The sequence below is a fragment of the Parasphingorhabdus sp. NYA22 genome (assembly GCF_976973735.1).
Genome location: NZ_OZ333477.1, coordinates 371,699 through 393,922, shown reverse-complemented (window position 1 = coordinate 393,922; position 22,224 = coordinate 371,699). Strand labels below are relative to the sequence as shown.

18 protein-coding genes are annotated in these 22,224 nt (G+C 58.2%); 11 read left to right on the top strand and 7 right to left on the bottom strand.

The features are described 5' to 3' along the window. The first annotated feature begins 65 nt into the window (after positions 1-65). The 10 genes from ACWFTY_RS01865 (at position 66) to ACWFTY_RS01820 (ending at position 11,566) form a co-directional block, all read left to right on the top strand. Positions 66-338, top strand: a complete 273-nt coding sequence (locus ACWFTY_RS01865; RefSeq protein WP_447525709.1) for a DUF6489 family protein — start codon at positions 66-68, stop codon at positions 336-338. Positions 339-356: 18 nt separating this feature from the next. After that, positions 357-1,652 (top strand): tRNA uridine-5-carboxymethylaminomethyl(34) synthesis GTPase MnmE, encoded by a 1,296-nt coding sequence (mnmE, locus tag ACWFTY_RS01860; protein ID WP_447525708.1) that lies wholly within the window; start codon positions 357-359, stop codon positions 1,650-1,652. 74 nt (positions 1,653-1,726) lie between these two features. After that, the gene (gene mnmG / locus ACWFTY_RS01855) at positions 1,727-3,592 is read left to right on the top strand and encodes a tRNA uridine-5-carboxymethylaminomethyl(34) synthesis enzyme MnmG (RefSeq protein ID WP_447525707.1); all 1,866 of its coding nucleotides are present in this window, start codon (positions 1,727-1,729) and stop codon (positions 3,590-3,592) included. Further along, a complete protein-coding gene (gene rsmG, locus ACWFTY_RS01850; RefSeq protein WP_447525706.1) occupies positions 3,589-4,206 on the top strand; it encodes a 16S rRNA (guanine(527)-N(7))-methyltransferase RsmG in 618 nt (205 codons plus the stop codon). The genes mnmG and rsmG overlap by 4 nt, the downstream gene beginning before the upstream one ends. A 27-nt stretch (positions 4,207-4,233) precedes the next feature. Continuing rightward, positions 4,234-5,016 (top strand): ParA family protein, encoded by a 783-nt coding sequence (locus tag ACWFTY_RS01845; RefSeq protein WP_447525705.1) that lies wholly within the window; start codon positions 4,234-4,236, stop codon positions 5,014-5,016. After that, a complete protein-coding gene (locus ACWFTY_RS01840; RefSeq protein WP_447525704.1) occupies positions 5,016-5,969 on the top strand; it encodes a ParB/RepB/Spo0J family partition protein in 954 nt (317 codons plus the stop codon). The genes ACWFTY_RS01845 and ACWFTY_RS01840 overlap by 1 nt, the downstream gene beginning before the upstream one ends. A gap of 266 nt (positions 5,970-6,235) precedes the next feature. After that, positions 6,236-6,727 carry a DUF4402 domain-containing protein gene (locus tag ACWFTY_RS01835; RefSeq protein WP_447525703.1) on the top strand — a complete coding sequence of 164 codons (492 nt, stop codon included), beginning with the start codon at positions 6,236-6,238 and terminating at the stop codon, positions 6,725-6,727. Positions 6,728-6,960: 233 nt separating this feature from the next. Then, a complete protein-coding gene (locus ACWFTY_RS01830; protein WP_447525702.1) occupies positions 6,961-7,803 on the top strand; it encodes a fimbrial biogenesis chaperone in 843 nt (280 codons plus the stop codon). 59 nt (positions 7,804-7,862) lie between these two features. Further along, entirely contained in the window at positions 7,863-10,598 is a 2,736-nt protein-coding gene (locus ACWFTY_RS01825; RefSeq protein ID WP_447525701.1) for an MSCRAMM family protein, read from the top strand. 77 nt (positions 10,599-10,675) lie between these two features. Continuing rightward, positions 10,676-11,566, top strand: a complete 891-nt coding sequence (locus ACWFTY_RS01820) for an alpha/beta fold hydrolase (protein ID WP_447525700.1) — start codon at positions 10,676-10,678, stop codon at positions 11,564-11,566. Positions 11,567-11,577: 11 nt separating this feature from the next. Here the strand turns inward: ACWFTY_RS01820 and ACWFTY_RS01815 are convergent, their stop codons facing one another. The 7 genes from ACWFTY_RS01815 to ACWFTY_RS01785 form a co-directional block, all read right to left on the bottom strand. Further along, positions 11,578-12,486 (bottom strand): diacylglycerol/lipid kinase family protein, encoded by a 909-nt coding sequence (locus ACWFTY_RS01815; protein ID WP_447525699.1) that lies wholly within the window; start codon positions 12,484-12,486, stop codon positions 11,578-11,580. Positions 12,487-12,566: 80 nt separating this feature from the next. After that, positions 12,567-14,207, bottom strand: a complete 1,641-nt coding sequence (locus ACWFTY_RS01810) for an acyl-CoA synthetase (RefSeq protein ID WP_447525698.1) — start codon at positions 14,205-14,207, stop codon at positions 12,567-12,569. Between the two features lie 88 nt (positions 14,208-14,295). After that, positions 14,296-15,459, bottom strand: coding sequence for a CaiB/BaiF CoA transferase family protein (locus tag ACWFTY_RS01805; protein ID WP_447525697.1), 1,164 nt, complete (start codon positions 15,457-15,459; stop codon positions 14,296-14,298). A 92-nt stretch (positions 15,460-15,551) separates the two neighbouring features. Continuing rightward, positions 15,552-16,706, bottom strand: a complete 1,155-nt coding sequence (locus ACWFTY_RS01800) for an NAD(P)H-dependent flavin oxidoreductase (RefSeq protein ID WP_447525696.1) — start codon at positions 16,704-16,706, stop codon at positions 15,552-15,554. A gap of 93 nt (positions 16,707-16,799) precedes the next feature. Continuing rightward, entirely contained in the window at positions 16,800-18,797 is a 1,998-nt protein-coding gene (locus ACWFTY_RS01795) for an acetyl/propionyl/methylcrotonyl-CoA carboxylase subunit alpha (RefSeq protein ID WP_447525695.1), read from the bottom strand. A 106-nt stretch (positions 18,798-18,903) separates the two neighbouring features. Beyond that, on the bottom strand, positions 18,904-19,716 hold the full coding sequence (locus ACWFTY_RS01790; protein WP_447525694.1) for an enoyl-CoA hydratase/isomerase family protein: 813 nt from the start codon (positions 19,714-19,716) through the stop codon (positions 18,904-18,906). After that, positions 19,713-21,335: an acyl-CoA carboxylase subunit beta gene (locus tag ACWFTY_RS01785; RefSeq protein ID WP_447525693.1), complete on the bottom strand. Its 1,623-nt coding sequence runs from the start codon at positions 21,333-21,335 to the stop codon at positions 19,713-19,715. Before ACWFTY_RS01785 ends, ACWFTY_RS01790 begins: the two co-directional genes overlap by 4 nt. A gap of 121 nt (positions 21,336-21,456) precedes the next feature. Between ACWFTY_RS01785 and ACWFTY_RS01780 the strand changes: the two genes are divergently transcribed. Next, positions 21,457-22,185 carry a TetR/AcrR family transcriptional regulator gene (locus ACWFTY_RS01780; protein ID WP_447525692.1) on the top strand — a complete coding sequence of 243 codons (729 nt, stop codon included), beginning with the start codon at positions 21,457-21,459 and terminating at the stop codon, positions 22,183-22,185. Positions 22,186-22,224 lie beyond the last annotated feature (39 nt).

The following is a 22,224-nucleotide window of genomic DNA, read 5'->3' as shown; positions in this document are numbered from 1 at the left end:
GGTGGAACATCAACCTGTTGGGTGAGGGGGGAACTCGCTTCGACGGTCAAACAGAGGAAGTCATAATGAAAGTCACCGTTGAACTGGATTGTACACCCGAAGAGGCGCGCCGATTGATCGGCCTGCCCGATGTTGCGAAACTGAACGAAAACTATGTTCAGGAAATGTCGAAATTTCTGCAAGGTGCCAATTCGGTCGAACAGTTGCAGAATTTCACCAAGATTATCGCTCCGATGGGCGAAGCGGGTCTGAAGATGTTCTCCTCTTTTTTGACCGGCGCAATGGGCGCGGCATCGGGTGGTGGCAAAACGTCATCGACCAAGAAAAAGTCCGATTAGCCGCCGTTTTCTGCCATAATGACCCCTGATGATACAATTTTCGCCTTGTCGAGCGGGCAGCCGCCGGCGGCGATCGGAATCCTGCGCATCAGCGGTCCGGGTGCAGGAAAGGGGCTATCTTCTCTAGCGGGCAGTTTACCAAAACCGCGTGTTTCGATGCTATCAAATATAACCGATCCGGTTAGTGGTGAACTGCTGGATTCCGCGTTGTGCCTTTGGTTTCCGGGACCCCATAGCGCTACCGGAGAAGATCTGGCCGAGATCCACTGTCATGGTGGCCGGGCGGTCATCCGCGCGATCGAAACGGCGCTGGAGCAGATCGACGGACTGCGCAAGGCCGAGCCGGGTGAATTTACTCGCCGGGCCTTCACCCATGGTAAAATGGATCTGGCCGAAGCGGAGGGCCTGTCCGATCTGCTTTTTGCCGAAACCGAGTTGCAGCGCAAAGCAGCGGTCCGCAATGCCGGTGGTGGTCTATCGCGCAAGGTGGAAGAATGGCAGCAGAGCATATTGCGATTGTCCGCACAGGTTGAAGCCGAACTGGATTTTTCCGACGAGGATGATGTCGCCCCGGCGCAGGCATCGATGTTCCAAAATGCCGCCTATTCACTGGTCGAGGAAATGCATAATCTCTTGCAGCGGCCGCGAGCGGAAAAATTACGTGATGGCATAAGGGTGGTGCTCGGAGGTCCACCGAATAGTGGTAAGTCGACGTTGCTCAATGCGCTGGTCGAACGCGAGGCGGCTATCGTTTCGGACATCGCCGGGACTACGCGTGACGTAATCGAAGTGCCGATCGCGCTGGGCGGCATTCCGTTTCTCTTTATCGACACTGCCGGTGTGCGAGAGAGCGGAGCGGAGACCATCGAGCAGATCGGCATTGATCGGGCACATCAGCAATTTGCCGCTGCTGATATTATTTTGTGGCTTGGCGAGGAGGGGCAGGGACCGGCTTCGGATAATCTCGTCGAGATCAGCTCTCGCTCCGATCATCCGGATCACAATCCAAAAGCCACGAGCGCATTCACATTATCTCCGGTCAGCGGGCAGGGCATAGATGCTCTCGTTGATTATCTCATCACCCGAGCGAAAGACATTCTTCCGGATGGAGATCAGGTCAGCGTGAACGCGCGCCAGGCAGATCGTTTGACCGCTGCTTGCAACAGTCTGTCCCAGATGATGAGCGAAGTCGATTATTTGATCGTCGCGGAACATTTGCGGATGGCCCGCAAGGCGCTCGACGAGATCACCGGTAAGGCCAGCACCGAGGACATGCTCGACGGGTTGTTCGGAAAATTCTGTATCGGCAAGTGATTGTTCCACGTGGAACAGCGACCCCGCACCGGTAGATTTTGACCTGCAAACTCGCTTGAGCTATGGGCCGCCCTATGACGCAGACATTTGACATCATTGTAGTTGGCGGCGGCCATGCCGGTTGTGAAGCAGCCGCTGTGGCCGCGCGCATGGGCGTATCGACGGCATTGGTCAGCTTCACCAAGGAAAGCATCGGCGCGATGTCATGCAACCCGGCTATTGGCGGTCTTGGGAAAGGCCATCTGGTGCGGGAAGTTGACGCCTTTGATGGACTGATCGGCCGCGCAGCCGATGCCGCCGCGATTCATTATCGGATGCTCAATCTTTCCAAGGGCACAGCGGTGCAGGGACCACGGGTCCAGGCGGATCGCAAACTCTACAAGGCCGCGATCCACCGGATGCTCGACGCGCAGGACGGTCTGACCATCGTCGAGGGTGAAGTGGCCAGTCTCGTCATGTCGGACTCGCGGGTCAGCGGTATTATCATGGCGGACGGTTCGACGATCAATGCCAAGGCCGTCATCCTGGCGACCGGAACATTTCTCAACGGAAAATTGTTCCGCGGCGAAGAGCGACTGGAAGGCGGTCGGACAGGCGAGGCCGCTTCGGTTTCGCTTGGGCAACAGATCCGCGATGCTGGCCTGCCAATCGCTCGTCTAAAAACGGGGACGCCGCCGCGCATAGATGGCCGGACGATTAACTGGGCAGCCCTGCCCGAACAGCCATCGGACGACGATCAGTGGACGATGTCGCCGCTGTCGAAAGGGCGCACGGTAGCGCAGACATTTTGCGCGGTCAGCCGGACCAATGCAGAGACGCATGAAATCATTCGCGGTTCGCTGGACCGGTCGCCGTTATTCAGCGGCGCGATCGACGTACAGGGGCCCCGCTATTGCCCTTCGATCGAAGACAAGATCCATCGCTTTGCCGATCGCGATTCCCACCAGGTGTTTCTTGAGCCCGAGGGGCTGGATACCAACCTGGTCTATCCCAACGGCATCAGCACGTCATTGCCCGCCGACGTTCAGCTGGCTTTTGTGCGGAGCATGGACGGCCTCGAGAAGGCCGACATTATCGTTCCCGGCTATGCGGTGGAATATGATCATATCGATCCGCGCGCCCTGGACCGTTCGCTCAAGGTACGTGATCTGGAAGGGCTTTATTGTGCCGGCCAGATTAATGGCACCACCGGTTATGAAGAGGCAGCAGCTCAGGGATTAATCGCCGGGATCGGTGCAGCCTGTTCGGTGCAGGGCAAGGAAGTACCAGCGCTCGATCGCGGCACCAGCTATATGGCGGTGATGATCGATGATCTGGTCCTGCAGGGCGTTACCGAGCCGTACAGAATGCTAACGGCCAGAGCGGAATATCGGCTGCGGCTTCGGGCCGACAATGCGTCAACCAGATTAACCCCGATAGCGATAGCTGTGGGCTGTGTTGCCGAGGAACGGACCGTTTGGTTCGGTGACCGGCAGACGGGCCGCAATGATATTTTCAAAGCATTGGAAGCCGTCTATTCCAGCGAAGATCTGGTAAAGCTCGGCATCAATGTTCGACGCGACGGGACCAAGCAAAGCCTGTTTCAATGGCTGCGTTTTCCCAATATCACCATCTCTTCATTGGAAGATTTGGAGGCATGTTTGAAGGCCGGAGATCCCGACCTTCTGGCAGAGATCGAAGAAGACGCTCGTTATGCGCCTTATCTCGAGCGGCAGGAATCGGAGCTACGCGATCTCCGCGCCAACGAACAAATCCGGCTTGGTGATGATATGGACTATGCCGTAATCGCAGGACTTTCCAACGAAATGGTCGAGCGGCTCGCGACGGCTCGACCGGAAACCTTGGCTGCTGCGTCGCGGATAAGGGGCATAACGCCCGCAGCGCTTGCCGCGATTCTCGTGCACGCGCGCCGCCGGGACAACAGGAATATCGCCGCATGACCGAAGAAGAAGCGCAAGCCTGGCTGCGCGCAGAATATGATGTTTCACGTGAAACATGGCAGCAACTGGAAACGTTCAGCGCCTTGCTGCGCGACGAAATGCAGCGGCAAAACCTGATTTCAAAGGCGAGCGCCGACAGTCTGTGGTCTCGGCATATCGTCGACAGTGCCCAATTGCTACGTTACGCGCCAGCGCCTGAACCAGCCAAGGTCTGGCTTGATCTGGGTACTGGCGCCGGATTTCCCGGGATAATAATTGCGATCCTGACCCCCTATCAGGTTCAGATGGTGGAATCGCGGAAGCGCCGGGCAGAATTTCTGAACGATGTGGTCGAGAAAACCGGCATAGGAGATCATGCACTGGTGATCGCTGATCGCCTGGAAAATGTCGAAAGTTTTCCAGTTGATGTCATAAGCGCCCGAGCTTTTGCGCCTTTAGAACGACTCATCGCACTTTCGCACCGTTTTTCCACAGAAAACACGGTTTGGCTCTTACCAAAGGGCAAAAATGCGGTAAGGGAGTTGAAAGGCCTGTCGCCAAAACGGCAAAAAATGTTTCACGTGGAACATAGTTTGACCGATCCGAACGCCGGTATATTGGTGGGAAAAGGCTAGAAACCTAACTTTAGGGCGGAACTGACAATGGTTCGTATCGCAATAGCCAATCAAAAAGGCGGAGTGGGCAAGACCACCACAGCAATCAATATGGCTACGGCACTGGCCGCCAGCGGCTGGAAAGTCCTGCTGATAGACCTCGATCCGCAAGGTAACGCGTCGACCGGGCTCGGATTGTCGCAGGGCGATCGCGTCAACAGCAGCTATGATCTGCTGATCAATGACGTATCGCTGGCTGACTGCATCAACCAGACCAAGGTGCCGGGACTCGAAATCGTTCCCGCTACCGTCGATCTTTCCGGTGCCGAAGTCGAACTGGTAGAATTTGAAGAGCGGACGCATCGGCTGAAAAAGGCTCTCGATGCTGCTGATAATGGACGCTGGGATATCATTCTCATCGATTGCCCGCCGTCATTGGGCCTGCTCACACTGAACGCAATGGTAGCCGTCGAATCCTTGCTGGTGCCGCTGCAGTGCGAATTTTTCGCGCTCGAAGGCCTGAGCCAGTTGCTGCAGACGGTCGAGCGCATCCGCGCTCGTTTCAATCGCCAGCTGTCGGTGATGGGTGTGGTCCTGACGATGTATGATCGCCGCAACAAATTGACCGAACAGGTTTCCGATGATGTCCGGGCCTGCCTGGGGGACGTGGTGTTTGAAACCGTGATCCCGCGTAATGTCCGTCTTTCCGAAGCGCCGAGCCATGGTCTGCCCGCGCTGATTTACGATTATCGCTGCAGCGGTTCCGTCGCCTATATCGATCTGGCCCGCGAACTGATCGGGCGTTTGCCAGATCGAAAGGTGGCCGCTTGATGGACGACGATCAGGTCTTGAATGAAACGAACAAGAAGGCACCAAAGCGCGCGACCGGTCTGGGCAGGGGACTCAATAGCCTGTTCGGCGAAATCCAGCGGGAAGAACCGATTGTAACCGGCGAACCTGCCGAAAGTGACCGGGATTCGATGACGACTGTCATCGACGGTCTCCGCTCCATCGCTATTTCGGATATCCGGCCCAACCCGGATCAGCCGCGGCAGACTTTTGATACAGATGCTCTGGACGAACTGGCCGACAGCATGCGCCAACGTGGCGTGATTCAGCCAATCGTCGTCCGGCCGCATGGCAAGACTTTCCAGATCGTTGCCGGCGAGCGGCGTTGGAGAGCCGCACAACGGGCGCGTCTGCACCAGATTCCTGCCGTCGTTCGCAATCTCAACGATGAAGAAACATTCGAGATCGCGATTGTCGAGAATGTCCAGCGCAAGGATCTGAATGTCATCGAAGAGGCTGAAGCCTATGCGCGGCTGAGCAATGACTATGGACACAGCCAGACCAGGCTGGCCGATATTGTCGGAAAATCGCGCAGTCATATCGCCAATCTGATGCGCTTGCTGGAACTACCGGCCAGTGTGAAGGCATTGGTGGTCGACGAAAAACTGACCATGGGCCACGCCCGCGCTTTGATCAACGCCCCCAATGCCGAAGAATTGGCACCGCAAATTGCCAAACAAGGTCTGTCGGTTCGTGATGTCGAACGTCTGGTCCGCAAGTCGATGGCGGTCAAAAAGCCGAAGTCGGCAAAAAAACTGGCATCCATGTCGGAGACCGATGCAGATATCCAGGCGCTGGAAGCGCATCTCGGGGATCTGCTCGGACTGAATGTCAAAATCCAGTCGAACGGGCAGGGTGGTACTATGGCAATTGAATATGCCAATCTCGATCAACTCGACCTGATTTGCCAGCGTCTCACCGGTGAGCATATTTAGAATTCAACCTCGAAGATCGTCAACTTCTGCCGAAGCAAGCAGCGCTACTCCGCTCAAACTTGTCGCATTATCCGCATATAATCGTTATATATCAGCTGCTTAACATGTTAATCTCGAATTAACTATAAGTTACAGCAAAGCCTTATTCTTTCCCTTGGATAAGAGCGGCTGAATGTTGATACAGGCGATGGTAGGCCAGTGGGTTTGGCCTGACTACACCGCATGTGTCCTTTCAATAACGTAACAAAATATAGGGACCAGTAACTATGTCGAAATTTATCAAAGCCGCTTTGGCTTCTTCCGTGCTCGTGGCTTCTGTCGTGGGTGCAAATGCAGCTGAAGCTGCCACCGCTTCCGCCGATGCACGCGCTAATATTCTGAAACAGGTAAGTGTCGATTCGAACGATATCGATCTCAACTTCGGTACGATCATAACCGGCGCTACCGCTTCAACCGTCGCGATTACGCCTGCCGGGTCGGCCACTTGCGGTACCGGCCTTGTTTGCTCGGGTTCGCCGACCGCAGCCGGCTTCACCATTAACGGTACCTCCGGTGCCACCGTAGACATTTCGGTCGACTCTTCGGTGACGCTGACCGGCCCGGGCGGAACCATGACCGCTGCGCTGACATCGAGCGCTGCAACCCTGCTTCTTGACGGAAGCGACACCTTCGCTGTTGGTGGCACATTGAATGTCGCTGCCAACCAGGCTGATGGCGCATATGCCGGTACATTCAGCGTATCCGTTGACTATCAGTAATAGCTGATCGGGTGGGCCAAGCGCCCGCTCGCGGTTTTTAACACAGAAGGCCCGTCTGCAGCCCAGGTTGCAGGCGGGTTTTCACATTTTGACGTCCCAATCCGCGTTTCAGCCTCAGGCGTCAAATATTCGCTATGGTTAGCGCTTTGGTAACCCTCTTTGCTCATAAGGAAGATGTGGGAAAAGGCTGTGAAAGCCGGCCTATCCGTATGACCAGCAAGGCGGAGATTATCATGAGCATTCAGGGTTTCAAGACGTTTAGAAAATACAGCATTGCGTTGGGCGCCATCGCGTCCGCGATATCATTGTCATCGGCACCGGCATATGCCGCGGGCGACCTACTGGTCGCTCCGACCCGTGTAGTGCTCGACGGCCAGCGCGGTACCGAAGTGATTTTGAACAATATCGGCTCCGAAACCGCGACTTACCGGATTTCACTGGAACTGCGTCGGATGACAGCCGACGGGCGCCTCGAGGATGTGCCGGAAGACCAAGTCAACGAGCTCGAAACAGCGGCGAAGGCGATGATCCGTTACGCGCCGCGCCGGGTTACCCTACCGCCGAACCAGCCGCAGGCCATTCGTCTGGGTGTGAGAGCGCCCGAAGGCCTTGCCGACGGCGAATATCGGGTGCACCTGCTTTTTCGCGCCATTCCGAAAGCCCGTTCGGTAACCGATCAGTCGGTTACGGAGGGCGGGTTAACGATCGCGCTGACGCCAATCTATGGCGTGACCATCCCGGTCATTGTTCGCTACGGAAATCTGCAGGCAACGGCCGCCATCGCCAACGGCCGCCTGGAGCAGAATCCGGACGGGCAATCCTTTGCCTTCGATCTAAGCCGGTCCGGTGATCGATCTACCTATGGTGAAATCCGTGTCACCAAAGCAGGGCTGGACGAGCCGGTCATGGTCGCCCGCGGTATCGCCGTGTATCCCGAAGTTGCGATGCGAACCGTCACCTTGCCGGTGCCGCCTGAAATAGCGGCCCAGCTGACCGGACCGATTACGGTGGAATATTACGAGAGCGCCAACGACGGTGGCGGGCTTATCGCCAAAACCGACATGGTTCTTAGATAGAAATTTTATATCAATGACTTAGTATGGCACCAAGCCTTCACCAAGTCATGATGTAACCCATGATACAGCGTTCAGAAATAATCGGCCGAGGCTTGAATGCCCTGGTCAAAGCCGCAGGGATCATCACGATCTCGGCGGCTTCGCTGTTTCTGGCGACCCCGGCCAATGCAGTCAGTGACTGGTCTGCCAGCGATGATGACGCTTTACTATTTGACCTGCGATCGGGCAGCTATCGTCTCGGCGATGGTGTCAGAGGCTATCAAACCGATGCCGGTGTGTGCGTTGATCTCGCCGATATCATCATTGCAATGGATATTCCGCTCCGTCTCGACAAGAAGTCGCGCCGCGCAACTGGCTGGATCTTCTCCGAGAGCCAGACGCTGACCATCGATCGCGATAGTGCTATAGTACAAAAGGTGAACGACAGCAAAAAATTGCTTCCCGCGCAGATCCGCGATGTACCCGAGGGCTGGTGTGTCGATGTGAAGAGTCTGTCGGACTGGTTTGCAGTCGATTTCATTCCGGATCTTTCCAACGCGCTGCTCACCGTTGAATCCGATACCCAGTTGCCGTTCCAGCGCGCGTTGGAGCGCAAGGAACAGGCCGCCAAAATCCGTCCTCGCAAGAGTTTCGACCTGTCCGGCCTGCCGCAATCATCGGAAGCCTATAAATTCTGGCGCACACCATCGGTGGATGCGGTAATATCGGCCGGCGGCCTGAGGGATAAACAGTCGGGCCAGAAGTTTGACCTGCGCTACGAGCTTTATGCGTCCGGTGAGGTCGGCAAGGCGAGCTTTGATGCACGGCTTTCCTCCGATAATGGTGGTGTGCCGGAGAGCCTGAGGGTCAGGGCGTACCGAACCGACCCCAAGGGCGAACTTCTCGGGCCGTTGCAGGCGACCCATTTTGCATTGGGCGATGTATCTACCTTCTCCACGCCACTGGTTTCCCAGTCTGTTGCAGGACGGGGGGCATTGGTGACCAACCGCCCGATCGAACGGCCCGACAGTTTTGACCGCACCAGTTTCCGGGGCGAATTGCCCAGCGGCTGGGACGCCGAACTCTATCGCAATGGCCAGCTGCTCGCTTTCGCCGAAAACCGCAGCGATGGTCGCTACGAATTTGTCGATGTGCCTTTGCTCTACGGCCAGAACCGCTTCGAGGTGGTGCTTTACGGCCCGCAGGGACAGATCAGGCGTGACGTGCAGGTCATTCCGGTGGGGATCGACTCGATTCCCCCCAGACAGACTTATTATTGGGCCGGAATCCACGAAGCCGGCGAGGATCTGATCCGACTCGGCGAGTTTTTGCCGACCCGTCAGGCGGGCTGGCGTGGCGGATTCGGGCTGGAGCGCGGAATCAATGCCAAGACATCGGTTGCGGCATCCTTGTTCAGCCTGCAAATCGACGGCAATCGCCATGATTATCTCGAGGGATCGGTTCGCCGGGCCGTGGGGCCGACATTGGTAGAGCTTTCGGCCGCCTCCAACCTTGGCAGCGGTATGGCGATACGCGGTCAGCTGCTCGGCCAGCTTGGTGACAGCTATATCACCGCCGAATCAATCTGGGCGCGCGGTGATTTCATCTCCGACCAGATCGAAAAAAATGCGAAATCGCGGCACAGTCTGGCGGTTGACCATAGTTTCAAGATTGGCAGCAAGATCGTACCGGTCCATATTGACGCGCAATATGAAACGCGCTCCGACGGCCGCGATAGCCTGGATGTAACGGGGCGCATGTCATTTAATCTCAATCGTCTGTCGCTGACCGGCGAGCTTAACTGGGAGCAGCAATATAGTGATTTCGGCCCAGATCCACCGGATCGTCTGGGCGCGCGGCTGCTCGCCAATGGCCGGATCGGCAAGGTCCGCCTGCGTGGTGAAGCGGTCTACCGCCTAGCCCCGGAAAAACGCTTCGAGCAGGTCAATTTCACAGGCGAATGGCGCGCCGGAGAGCGGTCCGACTGGCGAGCGGAACTGGGTTATGATGCCGGGCTGGATCGCGGACGCGCGGGTATCGGGATCATCCGCCGCTTTGAACGCTTTTCTCTGACTGCGACCGCCGAAGCCGCGACGGATGGCTCGATGGCGGCGGGACTCAATCTCGCTTTCAGCCTAGGCCCCGACCCGCGCAACGGCAAATTCCGTTTCTCGAGCAACAAGCTGGCGAATAATGGCCAGGCTCTGGCAATCGTATTTCACGACGAAAACGGGGACGGCATTCGCCAGCCCGGGGAATCGCTGGCGGGAAATGTCGAGCTGACCGCCGGGCAGGCGGCGGCCTTCACGGCTACCGATGCCAGGGGCCGCGCCGTCATCGACAATCTGCAGCCTTTCCGGCCGGTGTTGATCGGGATTGACAGCAGCAGTCTGCCCAACCCCTATGTGCAGCCAGCCCTGCCCGGTGTGGTGATCACGCCGCGGCCCGGTATCGCCATGACGGTCGAGCTACCGCTGGTCAGTGCCGGTGAAGTGGAGGGCACGTTGATGCGCAGGGGCGGCGGTACGATTGCCGGTGTCGGTATGGAACTGATCAATGGCGAGGGCCGCGTCGTTCGGGAAACCCAGACCGAGTTTGACGGCTTCTTCCTGTTCGATGGCGTTCCTTATGGCACCTATACGGTCCGTATCGCGAAACTCTCGGCGCAGGCGATCCAGGTGCCGATGATATTGGCGGCGCGCGCCGTGGTCGATAACGATAATCAGGTTGCAAGACTGGGCGCGGTGACGGTCGGCTCCAACGCGAATATGGCGGGCAATGACAGCGACCGGCCGGACCGGAAAATCATACCCTAGCCAGCGCGCGCTGCCGTTCTTGTAACCTCTGCGCATTCTGTTACTGATTCTGTTTTCGCGTAGATCGGGAACCGCACATGCAAGTCACTGCCAATGGCATCAATATTGAAGTAGAAGATCACGGCAACCCCGAGGATCCGGCAATTCTGCTGGTCATGGGCTATACCGCGCAGTTGATCTACTGGCCGATGGATTTTGTCAATGGACTGGTTGCAGAAGGCTTCCGGGTCATCAGGTTCGACAATCGGGATGTCGGCCTCTCGTATAAATTTGACGGCGTGCGGCCTCCGCATCCGATTCGGCAGCTGGTTGCCAAGCGCTTTTTCCCCAAACGCCAGATGGCGCCCTATAATCTGAGCGATATGGCGAGAGATGCTGTCGGTGTGCTCGACGCGCTTGAAATTGACAAAGCGCATATTGTCGGTGCTTCGATGGGCGGGATGATCGGTCAGCTGATAGCTGCCGATCACGCCGATCGGGTGCTGTCTTTCACGCCGATCATGTCGTCGACCAATGGTCCGGGCCTCCCCGGTGCCGACGCCGAAGTACGCAAGGTGTTGATGCAGACGGCCCGGGCAAAAGCGCGGACTCCGGACGAGGCTCTGGAACTGGGACTGGCTTTTTCGTCGCTTATCGCATCGGAGGAAGGCCGCAGCCGTCCCGAGGAACGACGGGCGATGATGAAACTGGCGCAGGAACGGGGTTTCTACCCGCCGGGCCCGAAACGCCAGATGGCAGCGATTATCGATACGGGCAATTTGCGTCCGGTCGCCAAGCGGATTACCGCGCCGACGATGGTGATTCACGGTGCGGAAGATCCGCTTATTCCGTCCGCATGCGGAGAGGATATCGCCGCCAATGTCAAAGATGCCCGCTTTGAGCTGGTCGAGGGGATGGGCCATGATCTGCCACCGAGCAAATTGCCGACAATGGTCGATCTGATCGCGGCCCACTGCCGCACGGCCTAGAACACCGGGATTTACGCAGGTAGCGGCAAGCAATAGGCGACCGTCCGGTCAGCCATCCTGATCTCGCGCGGTGGCTTCGGAAGCAGGTCGCCATCCACCTGAAAAGCGGCGCATCGGGACTGTTCGTCTGCCGTTGTTATCGAGAGGCGACAGGCGGGTAGCGACTGGACAAAATCGAGCCTTGCCGGATCCCGTCCAAGCACCACTGCTGCCAGAAAACGGAAAAAATCCCGGCGGCGGGCCCGCGTCAACGCGATGACGTGGAATATATCGGACGCCAGCTCTGCCGATGGCGCCAGTGTCCAGTTTCCGGCATAATGATGGGCCTTGATTACGTAGAAAGCACCGCTCGTCAGCTGTTTGGTCGTTCCGTCAGGCGATTCCACCGTCAGTAAAAAGCGTAGCTTCGGCCAGTCGCCGAGCAGCTTTATCAGCGACCAGGCATAAGCGGCTCCGCCGATGCGTTTTTTGAGTGCCGGGCTATGCCGGGCGACAGCCTGTCCATCCGGGCCCGCGCTGATACAGGCGACAAAGGGCTGACCGTCGCTGGTCACCAGCGGGGCTTCCAGCCGGGCGGTTTCCGGGGAAAGGAATCCCGCCATGATCTCTCGCGCAAATATTTCCGGATCGCTGGAATAGCCCAGTTCCTTGGCGACGAGATTGACCGTGCCGGCGGGAAATATGCATAGCGGCTTGGACAGTCCTGCCCTGACCATCGATGCAACGACCAGCCGCAAGGCACCGTCACCGCCGGATACGCAAACGAGGTCGCACTCCGGCAAAATCTCGAACCGTCCGTCTATCTCGGTCCGGCCCAGGCGCACTTGCGCCCCGCACGCCTGAAAGGCCCGGGACAGAACGTCCAGCCGGGCTTCGTCAAATGTACCCGAGGCCGGGTTGTGGATGAGTTGAACAATCATCGTCCGTCCATGCGGTGGATGGTGGTGATCCGTCAATGGTCGAGGTGGCCACGAGCCGGCCGGTTAAGGCCAGTCCGGATTTAGGCCGGCACCTGCAGTCGCGCCAGGGCGATCTCCTTCGCTGCCTTATACCCGGCTTTGCCATTGGCGGCGCGCGGGACTTCGTCAACCAGGACAATGGCGCGCGGGGCCTTGTAGGCCGCGAGTTTCGAGCGGACATGTTCATTGAGTTCCGCTTCGTCAAAGCTCGCGCCTTCCGCTATCGACAGGACCGCCGTCACCTTCTGGCCAAAGCGGTCGTCGGGCAGGCCGACAACCAGACAGTCGTAGACGCTGTCATGCGTCTTGAGCGCTTCTTCCACTTCTTCGGGAAAAATCTTCTCGCCGCCGCTGTTGATGCAAGCGGAACCGCGGCCGAGCAAAGTGATCGAGCCATCTGCCTCGACCGTCGCAAAATCGCCGGGGATCGAATAGCGCACTCCGTCGAATGTCCTGAAGGTCGCGGCGCTTTTTTCTTCGTCCTTGTAATAGGCGAGCGGCACCATCCCGCCGTTGCAGATCAGGCCCATTTCTCCGGATCCGGGCGCCACCGGCTTGCCGTCTTCGGTTAGCACCTTGGTTGTCGGATTCATTTCGAATTTGGCGGTCTGGTCGATATCGATATTTTCCACCGTTGTGATGGACGACCCCATGCTGCCTTCGGTCGAGCCCATGCTGTCGACGATCGCCATATGCGGCAAATGGCCAAGCAGGCCACGCTTCACTTCGGTCGACCACATCACACCGGAGCTTCCCATCATCTGAAGTGAAGATAAATCAAAGGCTTGTCCTGCCGTCTTGGCATCTTCCAGCGCCGCGAGCATCGGCTTGGCGAAAACGTCGCCGACGATCGTGATATCGGTGACTTTCTCGTCCTCGGCCAGTTGCCAGAGTGTTGCCGGATCAAAATGGCTGTTGTCGAACAGTATAACGCAGCCGCCCAGACTGTGCGGGATCATTGCGCCGATCCACATGCCGGTGCCGTGCATGATAGGGCAGGCCGGGATGGAGCGACTCGTTGCACCGGCGGCGTGCAGCTGCTCCACCAACGGACCGAAACTGGACGCATCGGTCGGTGGTGTCATCTCGCGCATTTCAAACCCTTTGGCGAGCAGGGCGCTGGCAAAGCTCTTGTGATCATACATCACGCCCTTGGGCATGCCGGTCGTGCCGCCGGTGTAGAGCATGTAAATGTCATCGTTCGACCGCTCGATCACCGGCATCGGCTCGGTACTCAGCAATGCCTCTTCATAGGCAACGGCACCTTCGAGATGCTCGCCCGATCCATCGTCGATTTCGAGGAATAATTTGACCTGCTCGAGCTGGTCCCGAATCGCGGCAACGCGCGGTGCGAATTGCGCCTGGAAGACAAGGGCTTCGCTGTCGCTATTGTTGATGACGTGGGTCAGTTCCGCTTCGAGATAGCGGTAGTTGACATTGACCGGGCAGACGCGCGCTTTGAAGGCACCGAACTGGGTCTCCATATATTCTGCTGAATTATAGGAATAGATCGAGAGCTTCGCTCCGGGCCGGAGGCCATGGTCGGTCAGTAGCTGAGCGACCCGGGCGGCGCGGTTTTCATATTGTGCCCAGCTATAGCGTTTGTCGCCGTCGACGATTGCGGGCTTGCCGGGAATTGCTTTTGCAATATTTTCCCAGATATCGGCCATTTGCCAAGTCATGCGATTCTCTCCTTATTTTTCTGCAGAGAATAGCCAGATCGCAGCCATACGCAACCAGATGACGGCGTCCGGCTTCCATTGAAGCGATCTATGGTTGCGGGCGTGCGGCGAGCTCGGCCAGAATGGCTTGGCTATGTTCACCCAGCGCCGGACTGGGGCCGCAGGGTGCCAGCTTGGCACCGCCAAAGCGCGCCGGTGATGTGACATGCTGAACAGCGCCGAGCAGCGGGTGTTCGGTCTGTTCAAATATCCCGATTGCCAGCGCCTGCTGGTTGGCGGGCAGGTCTTGCAGTGACAGACAGGGAGCAGCCGGCACATCATGTTCGGCGAGACCGGCGACCATCTCGGCGCTGGTCAGGTCCGGCTTCTGGCTGGCGATAATGGACGCGAGCTCCGCCATATGGACACTGCGGTTGGCCATGCCCTGATATTTTTCTTCCGTCTTCAGGTCCGGCCGACCGACGATATCGAAGATCGCCGCCCAGTGATCGTCGGTCATCGCGGCGTAGGCGATGGCACCGTCCGTGGATCGAAGCGGGAGTTGGTAATAGTCGGCGAAGGGCGCACCATGGGTAACATCGTCCGCCTGCAAGGTGAGATGCATCCCGCCGTCCGGCCAGAGAAAGGCAACGCAGCTTTCCAGCATCGACAGATCGATATGCTGACCGTTACCGGATCGTTCGCGGGCAAACAGGGCAGCGGTGATCGCCTGTGCCGCGGTATAGGCGGTAATCTTGTCGCAAATCAGGGTTTTGACATAGGCGAAACCTTCCGGGTGACCTTGCAAGGTCATGAACCCTGCCATCGCCTGCATTACATGGTCATAGGCCGGGCGACCGGATAGCGGGCCTTCATGGCCAAAGCCGGTGATCGCGCAATATACAAGGTCCGGTTTCTCCTGGCGCAGAGCGGTGCTGCCCAGTCCGAGCCGGTCCATCACACCCGGGCGGTAATTGTGGATCACGACATCGGCCGACAGACAGAGCTGACGGGCATGGGCGACACCCTCCGCTGTTTTGAGATCAAGCGTGATCGATCGCTTCGCCTGATTGCAATTGTGGAACAGACCGGAAATACCGCTCTTCTCGCTACCCAGCCAGCGCATCGGGTCGCCAATGCCGGGCGGCTCTACCTTGATCACATCCGCGCCCTGCTGGGCAAACATCATCGTCGCCAGCGAGGCGGTGACCATCGTGGAAAACTCGATGACCCTGATTCCGGCCAGTGGTTGTGTCGGTGTCATCTCTGTCATGCGATCCTCAATCCCGGCTCCGTCTCTGCAAAGCGCGCCTGACCATATGGCGCAACCGAACCTGCGACAAGCTCAGGATGAATAGGACAGCGTCATTCGCCGAGATTGGTGCTCAGTCTTTCATAAGCGGTGAGGAAATCTTCCTTGAAGCCCTGCACCACCTGACCCGCAGTCATCTGTTCGTTCATCAGCCCGACGCCCTGTCCGACCCAGTATGTAGCGAGATCCTTGGCGCCCTGATTGTCACCCTGACTGAGCTTGTCGAGCACCCGCAACGGGGGCTCTGCGACCAAAGACTGTAACGGCATGGGAAGCGGGGAGGGTGCGCCCTCAGCTTGCCAGGCATCGGTCCAGGGGGAGCGCAATTGCCTTGATGGTTTGCCGGTGCGTGACCGCGCCCGCACCGTATCACGTGATGTGGCTGCGAGCATTTTCTCTTTCACCACCGGATTGGTCTCCGCTTCAACCGTGGTCAACCAGACCGATCCGCACCAGGCGCCGCTGGCGCCCATCGCCATGGCCGCAGCCATCTGCGCACCGGTGGCAATGCCGCCCGCCGCGAGCACCGGTGTATCATCGCCAATCTGGGCCAGCGCGTTGCAGACTTCGGGGATCAGCACCATGGTCGATATGTCGCCAGTATGTCCGCCGGCTTCGCCGCCAACGGCAATGATGATATCGACACCGGCAGCGACCTGACTCATCGCATGATCTCTCGTCCCGACCAGCGCCGCGACCGGAACATTGTGCCTTTGCCCCATTTCCAGCATCACCTGCGGCGGGATTCCCAGAGCATTGGCGATCAGCTTGATCGGGTGCCGGAAAGCCACTTCCAGTATCGCTGCCGCCGTGCCGCCGCGCAGATTATCGGTGAAGGCAACCTGTTCTCGGCGCACCGCTTCGATGTCCGCCGCGCTGCGCGCGGCATCGACGCCATGACGCTGCATTATGTCATTGGTAAATTGCTTATGTTCGTCAGGAATCGAGGCCAGCACCGCTTCCGGGTCAAGCTGTTCGCCCTTTCCCTCGACCTTGTTCGGGACGATGATATCGAGACCATAAGGCTTGCCATCGACATGGGCGTCGATCCAGCTGAGTTCCTCTTCGAGCATTTCCGGCGAGCAATTGACTCCGCCAAACACGCCCATGCCGCCGGCGCGGGAAACAGCGGCCACGACATCGCGGCAATGGGAGAAAGCAACCAGCGGAAATTCGATTCCGAGCATGTCGCAAATTTTATTGTTCATCGGTGGATATCCTTATTTCTGTTCGCCCTGAGCCTATCGAAGGGCCCCTGGCGAGCACTCGTACTTTGACAAGCTCAGTACGAACGGCAGTTATCAAGTTTTGGTTTCTTCGCTTTCATCAGCGACAATCTCCAGAATGAGATCATCGGCGGCAATCTGCTTGCCCGCTATCGCGGCAATGTTTTCGACCGTCCCGTCGATCTCAGCGAGTATCTCATGCTGCATCTTCATCGCCTCGAGTACGGCCAGCTTGTCGCCCCTGGCAACCCGTGCGCCGGTCTCGACCAATATCTCGAGCAACAGTCCGTGCATCGGCGCGACGACAGTGCCGCCACCACCGGCATCCTCCATAGCGCTGAGTCCGGTCAGGTCGGTGACCGTCAGTGATCGTTTCGGCAGCGCCAAATACAGGGTGCGACGGTCGCTATAATAAATGGCTTCGATGGTGCGCCCGCCTACCCGCAATTTTGCACGATCGGCGGTCAGGCTGATCAGGTCGACCGCGACGCCCTCTTCGCCGGCACTGACACGATAATAGCCCGGCTTGTTGACATGGACATGGATGGTCTGGGCATCCTCGCCATCGGCATATTGCGCCACGGTTTCCAGTGTGCCGGTGTTCGACCAGTCGAGCATTTCCGGATTCACGTTGAGCGCCAGCCGGTGCGCCGCCTGTTGCCGCAGCTTGTGATGGATGACCGAGGCGATGGCATAAGAGGCAAAATCATGGGCGCCGAGATCGACTCCGCCTTCGCCATAATTTTCGGCGATGAACGCGGTGGTGGCCTCGCCTTTGACGAAATCGGGCCGGTCGAGCGCATCAATCAGGAAATCGCGGTTGGTCTTGGGACCGAACAGAGCGGTTTCCGACAACGCCGTAATCATCCGCCGCCGCGCTTCGTCGCGGGTAGCGCCATGGGTGATGATCTTGGCGACCATTGAATCGTAAAAGGGCGATACCTCGCCGCCGCTTTGTATGCCGCTGTCGACGCGTGACAGGGTGGAGGGTTTCCACAAATGGACCGGGCCGGTGCTCGGCAGAAAATCATCCGCCGCATCCTCGGCATAGAGCCGCACTTCCATCGCATGGCCGGTGAGCGTGATGTCCGCCTGTTCGAGCCCCAGCAGGTCGCCTGACGCGACTTTGAGTTGCAGCGCGACCAGATCAAGACCGGTGACTTCTTCAGTTACCGGATGTTCGACCTGCAGCCGCGTGTTCATTTCCAGAAAATAGAATCCGCCCGCCTGATCGAGCAGAAATTCGACCGTACCGGCGCCAATATAATCGACAGCCTTGGCCGCCTCTACCGCAGCCGCACCCATCTGCTCTCGCAGTTCTGGCGTCATGGCGGGACAGGGCGCTTCCTCGATTACCTTCTGGTGGCGCCTCTGGACCGAACAGTCGCGCTCGCCGAGATGAATGGTATTGCCCTGGCTGTCTGCAAAGACCTGGATTTCGACATGGCGCGGCTTGATAATCGCTTTCTCGAGGATCAGCTCGCCATTGCCAAAGGCATTTTCGGCCTCTGAACGCGCCAGCTTGATCGCATTGGCGACGTCTTTCAGGTCATGGACCAGCCGCATGCCGCGACCGCCACCACCAGCGGCAGCCTTGACCATCAGCGGCACACCGATCTTGCTCGCTTCGGTGACCAGCACGTCGTCCGCCTGATCATCGCCCTGATAGCCGGGCACGCAGGGCACGCCAGCGGCAATCATCGCGCGCTTCGACCGCGCCTTGTCGCCCATCACGTCGATCGCTTTTTCCGGTGGCCCGACAAAGATGATATCGGCGTCGGCGCAGGCTTTGGAAAAGGCAGCATTCTCCGAGAGAAAACCATAGCCGGGATGAATCGCATCCGCGCCGGTGTCCCTTGCCGCCTGGATGATTTTGTCGATCAGAAGATAGGATTCATTGACCGGTGCGGGACCAATGCGCACCGCATCATCCGCCATTTTGACATGGGGCGCGTCCGCGTCCGCATCGGAATAGACCGCGACCGTGCGGATGCCCTGCTCCTTGGCCGTGCGCATCACCCGGCAGGCAATTTCGCCGCGGTTGGCGACGAGGAGTGTGTTGATTCGGGTCATATATATACCTCGTCATGCTGAAATTGCTTCAGCACCCCGTGAGCTGATGAATTGGAAAGATCCTGAAACGAGTTCAGGATGACGGATATGGAATGGCACTGATGTCTCATTCCGGTTTTACCACCCAACTGGGTTTGCGTTTCTCGAAGAAGCTGGCGACGCCTTCCTTGGCCTCATCGCTGACCATGCGATCGGCGAAATTTTCAGCTGCCAGACGGATCACTTCCTCACGCGGCTGGCCGGCGATCTGTCCGAGCAATTCCTTGGTCGCGGCGACGGCACCGGGCGCAGCGCCGAGTACCTGTTTGCGCAACTGCATTTCGATCGCTTCCAGACCCGGCACATCGTCGGCGATGAAATCCGCGAATCCCAGTTTATGGGCCTCTGTTCCGTCAAACCGCGCGGCGGTCAGCATCAATCGGCGACCGGTGGCATAGCCGAGCTTCTGGATCACGAAGGGGGATATCTGCGCGGGTGACACGCCAATGGCAGTCTCGGTCATCGCGAAACGAGCGCCGCTCTCGCAGATCACAACATCCGCGCAGCAGGACAAGCCAAAGCCGCCGGCCATGGCCGCGCCCTCGATCAATACGATCACCACTTGCGGCGCTGTGTTGACCAGGTCGAAAATCTCCGCTGCGCCGCTCGACATCTTGATAATCGCCGCACGGTCGCCGCTTTGCTGGAAATTCTCTTTGAAATTCTTGAGATCCGCCCCGGCACAGAAAACGCCGCCGCGTCCCCGCAGGGTGATGCCGCGGACGCTGCGATCGTCGCGCACGCTTTTCAGCACTCCCCCCAGTTCCGCTACCAATGCATCGCTCAACGCATTGCGATTCTCCGGCTGGTTGAACCAGATGGTCAGCCAGCCCTGTTTGAGTTCGAGTTCGAGGGTTTCTGTTCCAGGAAGATTGGTCATATCCGTGCCACTCCGAATGCATTGGGATGAAGCGTCCGGTTCTGCGCTTCAAAGATCGTTTCCAGCGCGAAACCCAAAACCTTGCGGCTATCGCGGGGATCGATAACACCATTGTCGAGCACCCGGCCGGAGGTGAAGAAGGCGCTTTCCTGCGCTTCGAAAATATCCTTGATCCGCTGCTCCTGCTTGGCAATCGCTTCTTCATCCGGCTCGACGCCTTTGCGCTTGGCCTGGACCCGGGCCACGTGGCTCATCGTGTTGGCGGCCGAAGCGCCCGCCATGACGCCAGTTTTGGCATTGGGCCAGCTGAACAGGAAATCGGGTTCGAAGGCGATCCCGCTCATCCCGTAATTGCCCGCGCCAAAGCTCGCGCCGATATACAGTGCCAGTTTTGGTACCCGGACGTTGGACACAGCCTGAATCATCTTGCTGCCCAGCTTGATCATGCCCTTATGCTCGGACTCGGTACCGACAATATAGCCGGTGGTGTTGTTGAGGAAGATGATCGGCAGCTGCGACTGGTCACAAAGCTGGAAGAAATGGGTGGCCTTGGCCGCCGCTTCGGGATCGAACGGGCCGTTATTGCCGATCAGTCCGACCGCATGGCCCATGATGCTCGCCTGCATGCAGACGGTGCCGGGACCATAGCGCGGCTTGAATTCCTCGAAATCGGAACCGTCGACGATCCGGGCCACGACTTCGCGGACATCATAAGGAATGGTATAATCGGTGGGCACCACACCGGCGATCTCGTCAATGTCGTAGACCGGCTCTTCATAGTCATTGCGGCGGATCGGCGTGGTATTCTTGTTCCAGTCGAGCCGGCCCATTGTCTCGCGGGCAATGGCAATGCCGTGGGCATCGTCATCGGCGAGATATTCAACGCTACCGGTTGTCGACGCGTGCATTTCGGTTCCACCGAGTTCGCGGTCATCGGCAACTTCGCCGGTAGCCGCATGCACAAGCGCCGCGCCGCCCAGCGCAGCCATGCCATTGTCGCGGATGCCGATAACATAGTCCGACATGCCCGGCATATAGGCGCCGCCAGCGGTCGACGGACCGTGCAGCACCACCATTGTCGGGACGCCGGCCGCGCTGAGCCAAGCGAGATTGCGGAACAGCATGCCGCCATGGGCCCAAAGCTCGACCTTATATTCCATCAGGTTTGCACCAGCGCTTTCAACCAAGTGGATGAACGGCAATTTGAGATCCTGCGCGATTTTCTGCGCGCCCTTGCTGGCATCCCAACCACCCGTTGTCGCCGCCCCCGCGCGAATGCCGCTGTCATCAACCCAGATCATGCAGCGCACGCCTTTGACGAAACCGATCCCCAATATTACGCTGCCGCCGGGAATGCTGGTGTCTGGATTGCTGTCCTCGACCAGATAATTGGCCATATTATAAAGCTGCAGCCACGGCATGCCCGGATCGAGCAGGCGCTTCAGCCTTTCGTGCGGGGTCAATTGGCCGCGTTTTTCAAATGTCGGCCGGCGCTTCTCCGACGCTGCAATGGCACGATTTTCGAGGCTTCGGAGATGATCGATCAGCGTCAGCATATCTTTGCGGTTCTGCGCAAAGCTCTCCGAACCGGTGACAATCTTGGACTTAAACTGGGGCATTGGTGCAGCGCCTCTTTCCGATTTTACCCAGCGGACTATTCGCGATTTGACACAGAGAGCCCACAAAGGTTAATTGAATAGCATTCGGTATTTTCGAGTCAAGCTCAATAAAGGACAGGTTTTGGCGACTAAAGCGGTCAATCCGGAAACCCAGCGGGTCAAGCTGGAGCGCAAGGAACGGGTGATTCTCGATGCGGCACGCGCTGTATTTGTTGAACATGGTTTTGACGGCGCGCGGGTGTCGGAGATTGCGCGCCGGGCTCATATCGGCGAGGGCACGATCTACAGCTATTACGAGTCGAAAGCCGAATTGATGCTGGCGGTACTGCAGCAATTCTGGGACGGGCTTACCCGAGAGGCGGAAGCGGTCATGGCGTCAACAAGATCCGAAGGGTTTTTCGACCGGTTGCCGGCGCTGGCGCAATATCATCTGAACATCCTGATTGTGAACGCGGATTTTATCAATCTCAGTTTCGCGCTGCGTCGGAACAACAGCGAGGTCAGCGTTTCGCGTGATCATCTGCGGCATTATGTTGCGGTCTTCGACCGGCTATTCCTGCGCGGGCAGGATCGAGGCGAGCTTAGACAGGATGCGGTTCTGTGGCAGGCGCGGGATATCTTCTACGGCAGCCTGGAATATAGCGGGCGGTCGATCGAAATGACTCTGGATGCCGATCACAAGGTGCGGGAACAGGAGCCGGTCGTCGAACAGATTGTGGCGCTGTTCCGGTCGCATTATGGGGCGGTCGATGGTGCTGCCGGAACCGATAGTTCGACTTTCGACCAGTTGTCGCAAAAACTCGACCAGCTTTCCGACAAGATCGACACGCTTTCAAAACGGCTTTTGTAACAGGCAAAAAAAGAGCCCCCGAAGGAGCTCTTTCTTATA

Excerpts from the sequence above, each read along its gene's own strand:
- ACWFTY_RS01865 (WP_447525709.1), top strand. The coding sequence starts at position 66 with ATGAAAGTCACCGTTGAACTGGATTGTACACCCGAAGAGGCGCGCCGA.
- mnmE (WP_447525708.1), top strand. The coding sequence starts at position 357 with ATGACCCCTGATGATACAATTTTCGCCTTGTCGAGCGGGCAGCCGCCG.
- mnmG (WP_447525707.1), top strand. The coding sequence starts at position 1,727 with ATGACGCAGACATTTGACATCATTGTAGTTGGCGGCGGCCATGCCGGT.
- rsmG (WP_447525706.1), top strand. The coding sequence starts at position 3,589 with ATGACCGAAGAAGAAGCGCAAGCCTGGCTGCGCGCAGAATATGATGTT.
- ACWFTY_RS01845 (WP_447525705.1), top strand. The coding sequence starts at position 4,234 with ATGGTTCGTATCGCAATAGCCAATCAAAAAGGCGGAGTGGGCAAGACC.
- ACWFTY_RS01840 (WP_447525704.1), top strand. The coding sequence starts at position 5,016 with ATGGACGACGATCAGGTCTTGAATGAAACGAACAAGAAGGCACCAAAG.
- ACWFTY_RS01835 (WP_447525703.1), top strand. The coding sequence starts at position 6,236 with ATGTCGAAATTTATCAAAGCCGCTTTGGCTTCTTCCGTGCTCGTGGCT.
- ACWFTY_RS01830 (WP_447525702.1), top strand. The coding sequence starts at position 6,961 with ATGAGCATTCAGGGTTTCAAGACGTTTAGAAAATACAGCATTGCGTTG.
- ACWFTY_RS01825 (WP_447525701.1), top strand. The coding sequence starts at position 7,863 with ATGATACAGCGTTCAGAAATAATCGGCCGAGGCTTGAATGCCCTGGTC.
- ACWFTY_RS01820 (WP_447525700.1), top strand. The coding sequence starts at position 10,676 with ATGCAAGTCACTGCCAATGGCATCAATATTGAAGTAGAAGATCACGGC.
- ACWFTY_RS01815 (WP_447525699.1), bottom strand. The coding sequence starts at position 12,486 with ATGATTGTTCAACTCATCCACAACCCGGCCTCGGGTACATTTGACGAA.
- ACWFTY_RS01810 (WP_447525698.1), bottom strand. The coding sequence starts at position 14,207 with ATGACTTGGCAAATGGCCGATATCTGGGAAAATATTGCAAAAGCAATT.
- ACWFTY_RS01805 (WP_447525697.1), bottom strand. The coding sequence starts at position 15,459 with ATGACAGAGATGACACCGACACAACCACTGGCCGGAATCAGGGTCATC.
- ACWFTY_RS01800 (WP_447525696.1), bottom strand. The coding sequence starts at position 16,706 with ATGAACAATAAAATTTGCGACATGCTCGGAATCGAATTTCCGCTGGTT.
- ACWFTY_RS01795 (WP_447525695.1), bottom strand. The coding sequence starts at position 18,797 with ATGACCCGAATCAACACACTCCTCGTCGCCAACCGCGGCGAAATTGCC.
- ACWFTY_RS01790 (WP_447525694.1), bottom strand. The coding sequence starts at position 19,716 with ATGACCAATCTTCCTGGAACAGAAACCCTCGAACTCGAACTCAAACAG.
- ACWFTY_RS01785 (WP_447525693.1), bottom strand. The coding sequence starts at position 21,335 with ATGCCCCAGTTTAAGTCCAAGATTGTCACCGGTTCGGAGAGCTTTGCG.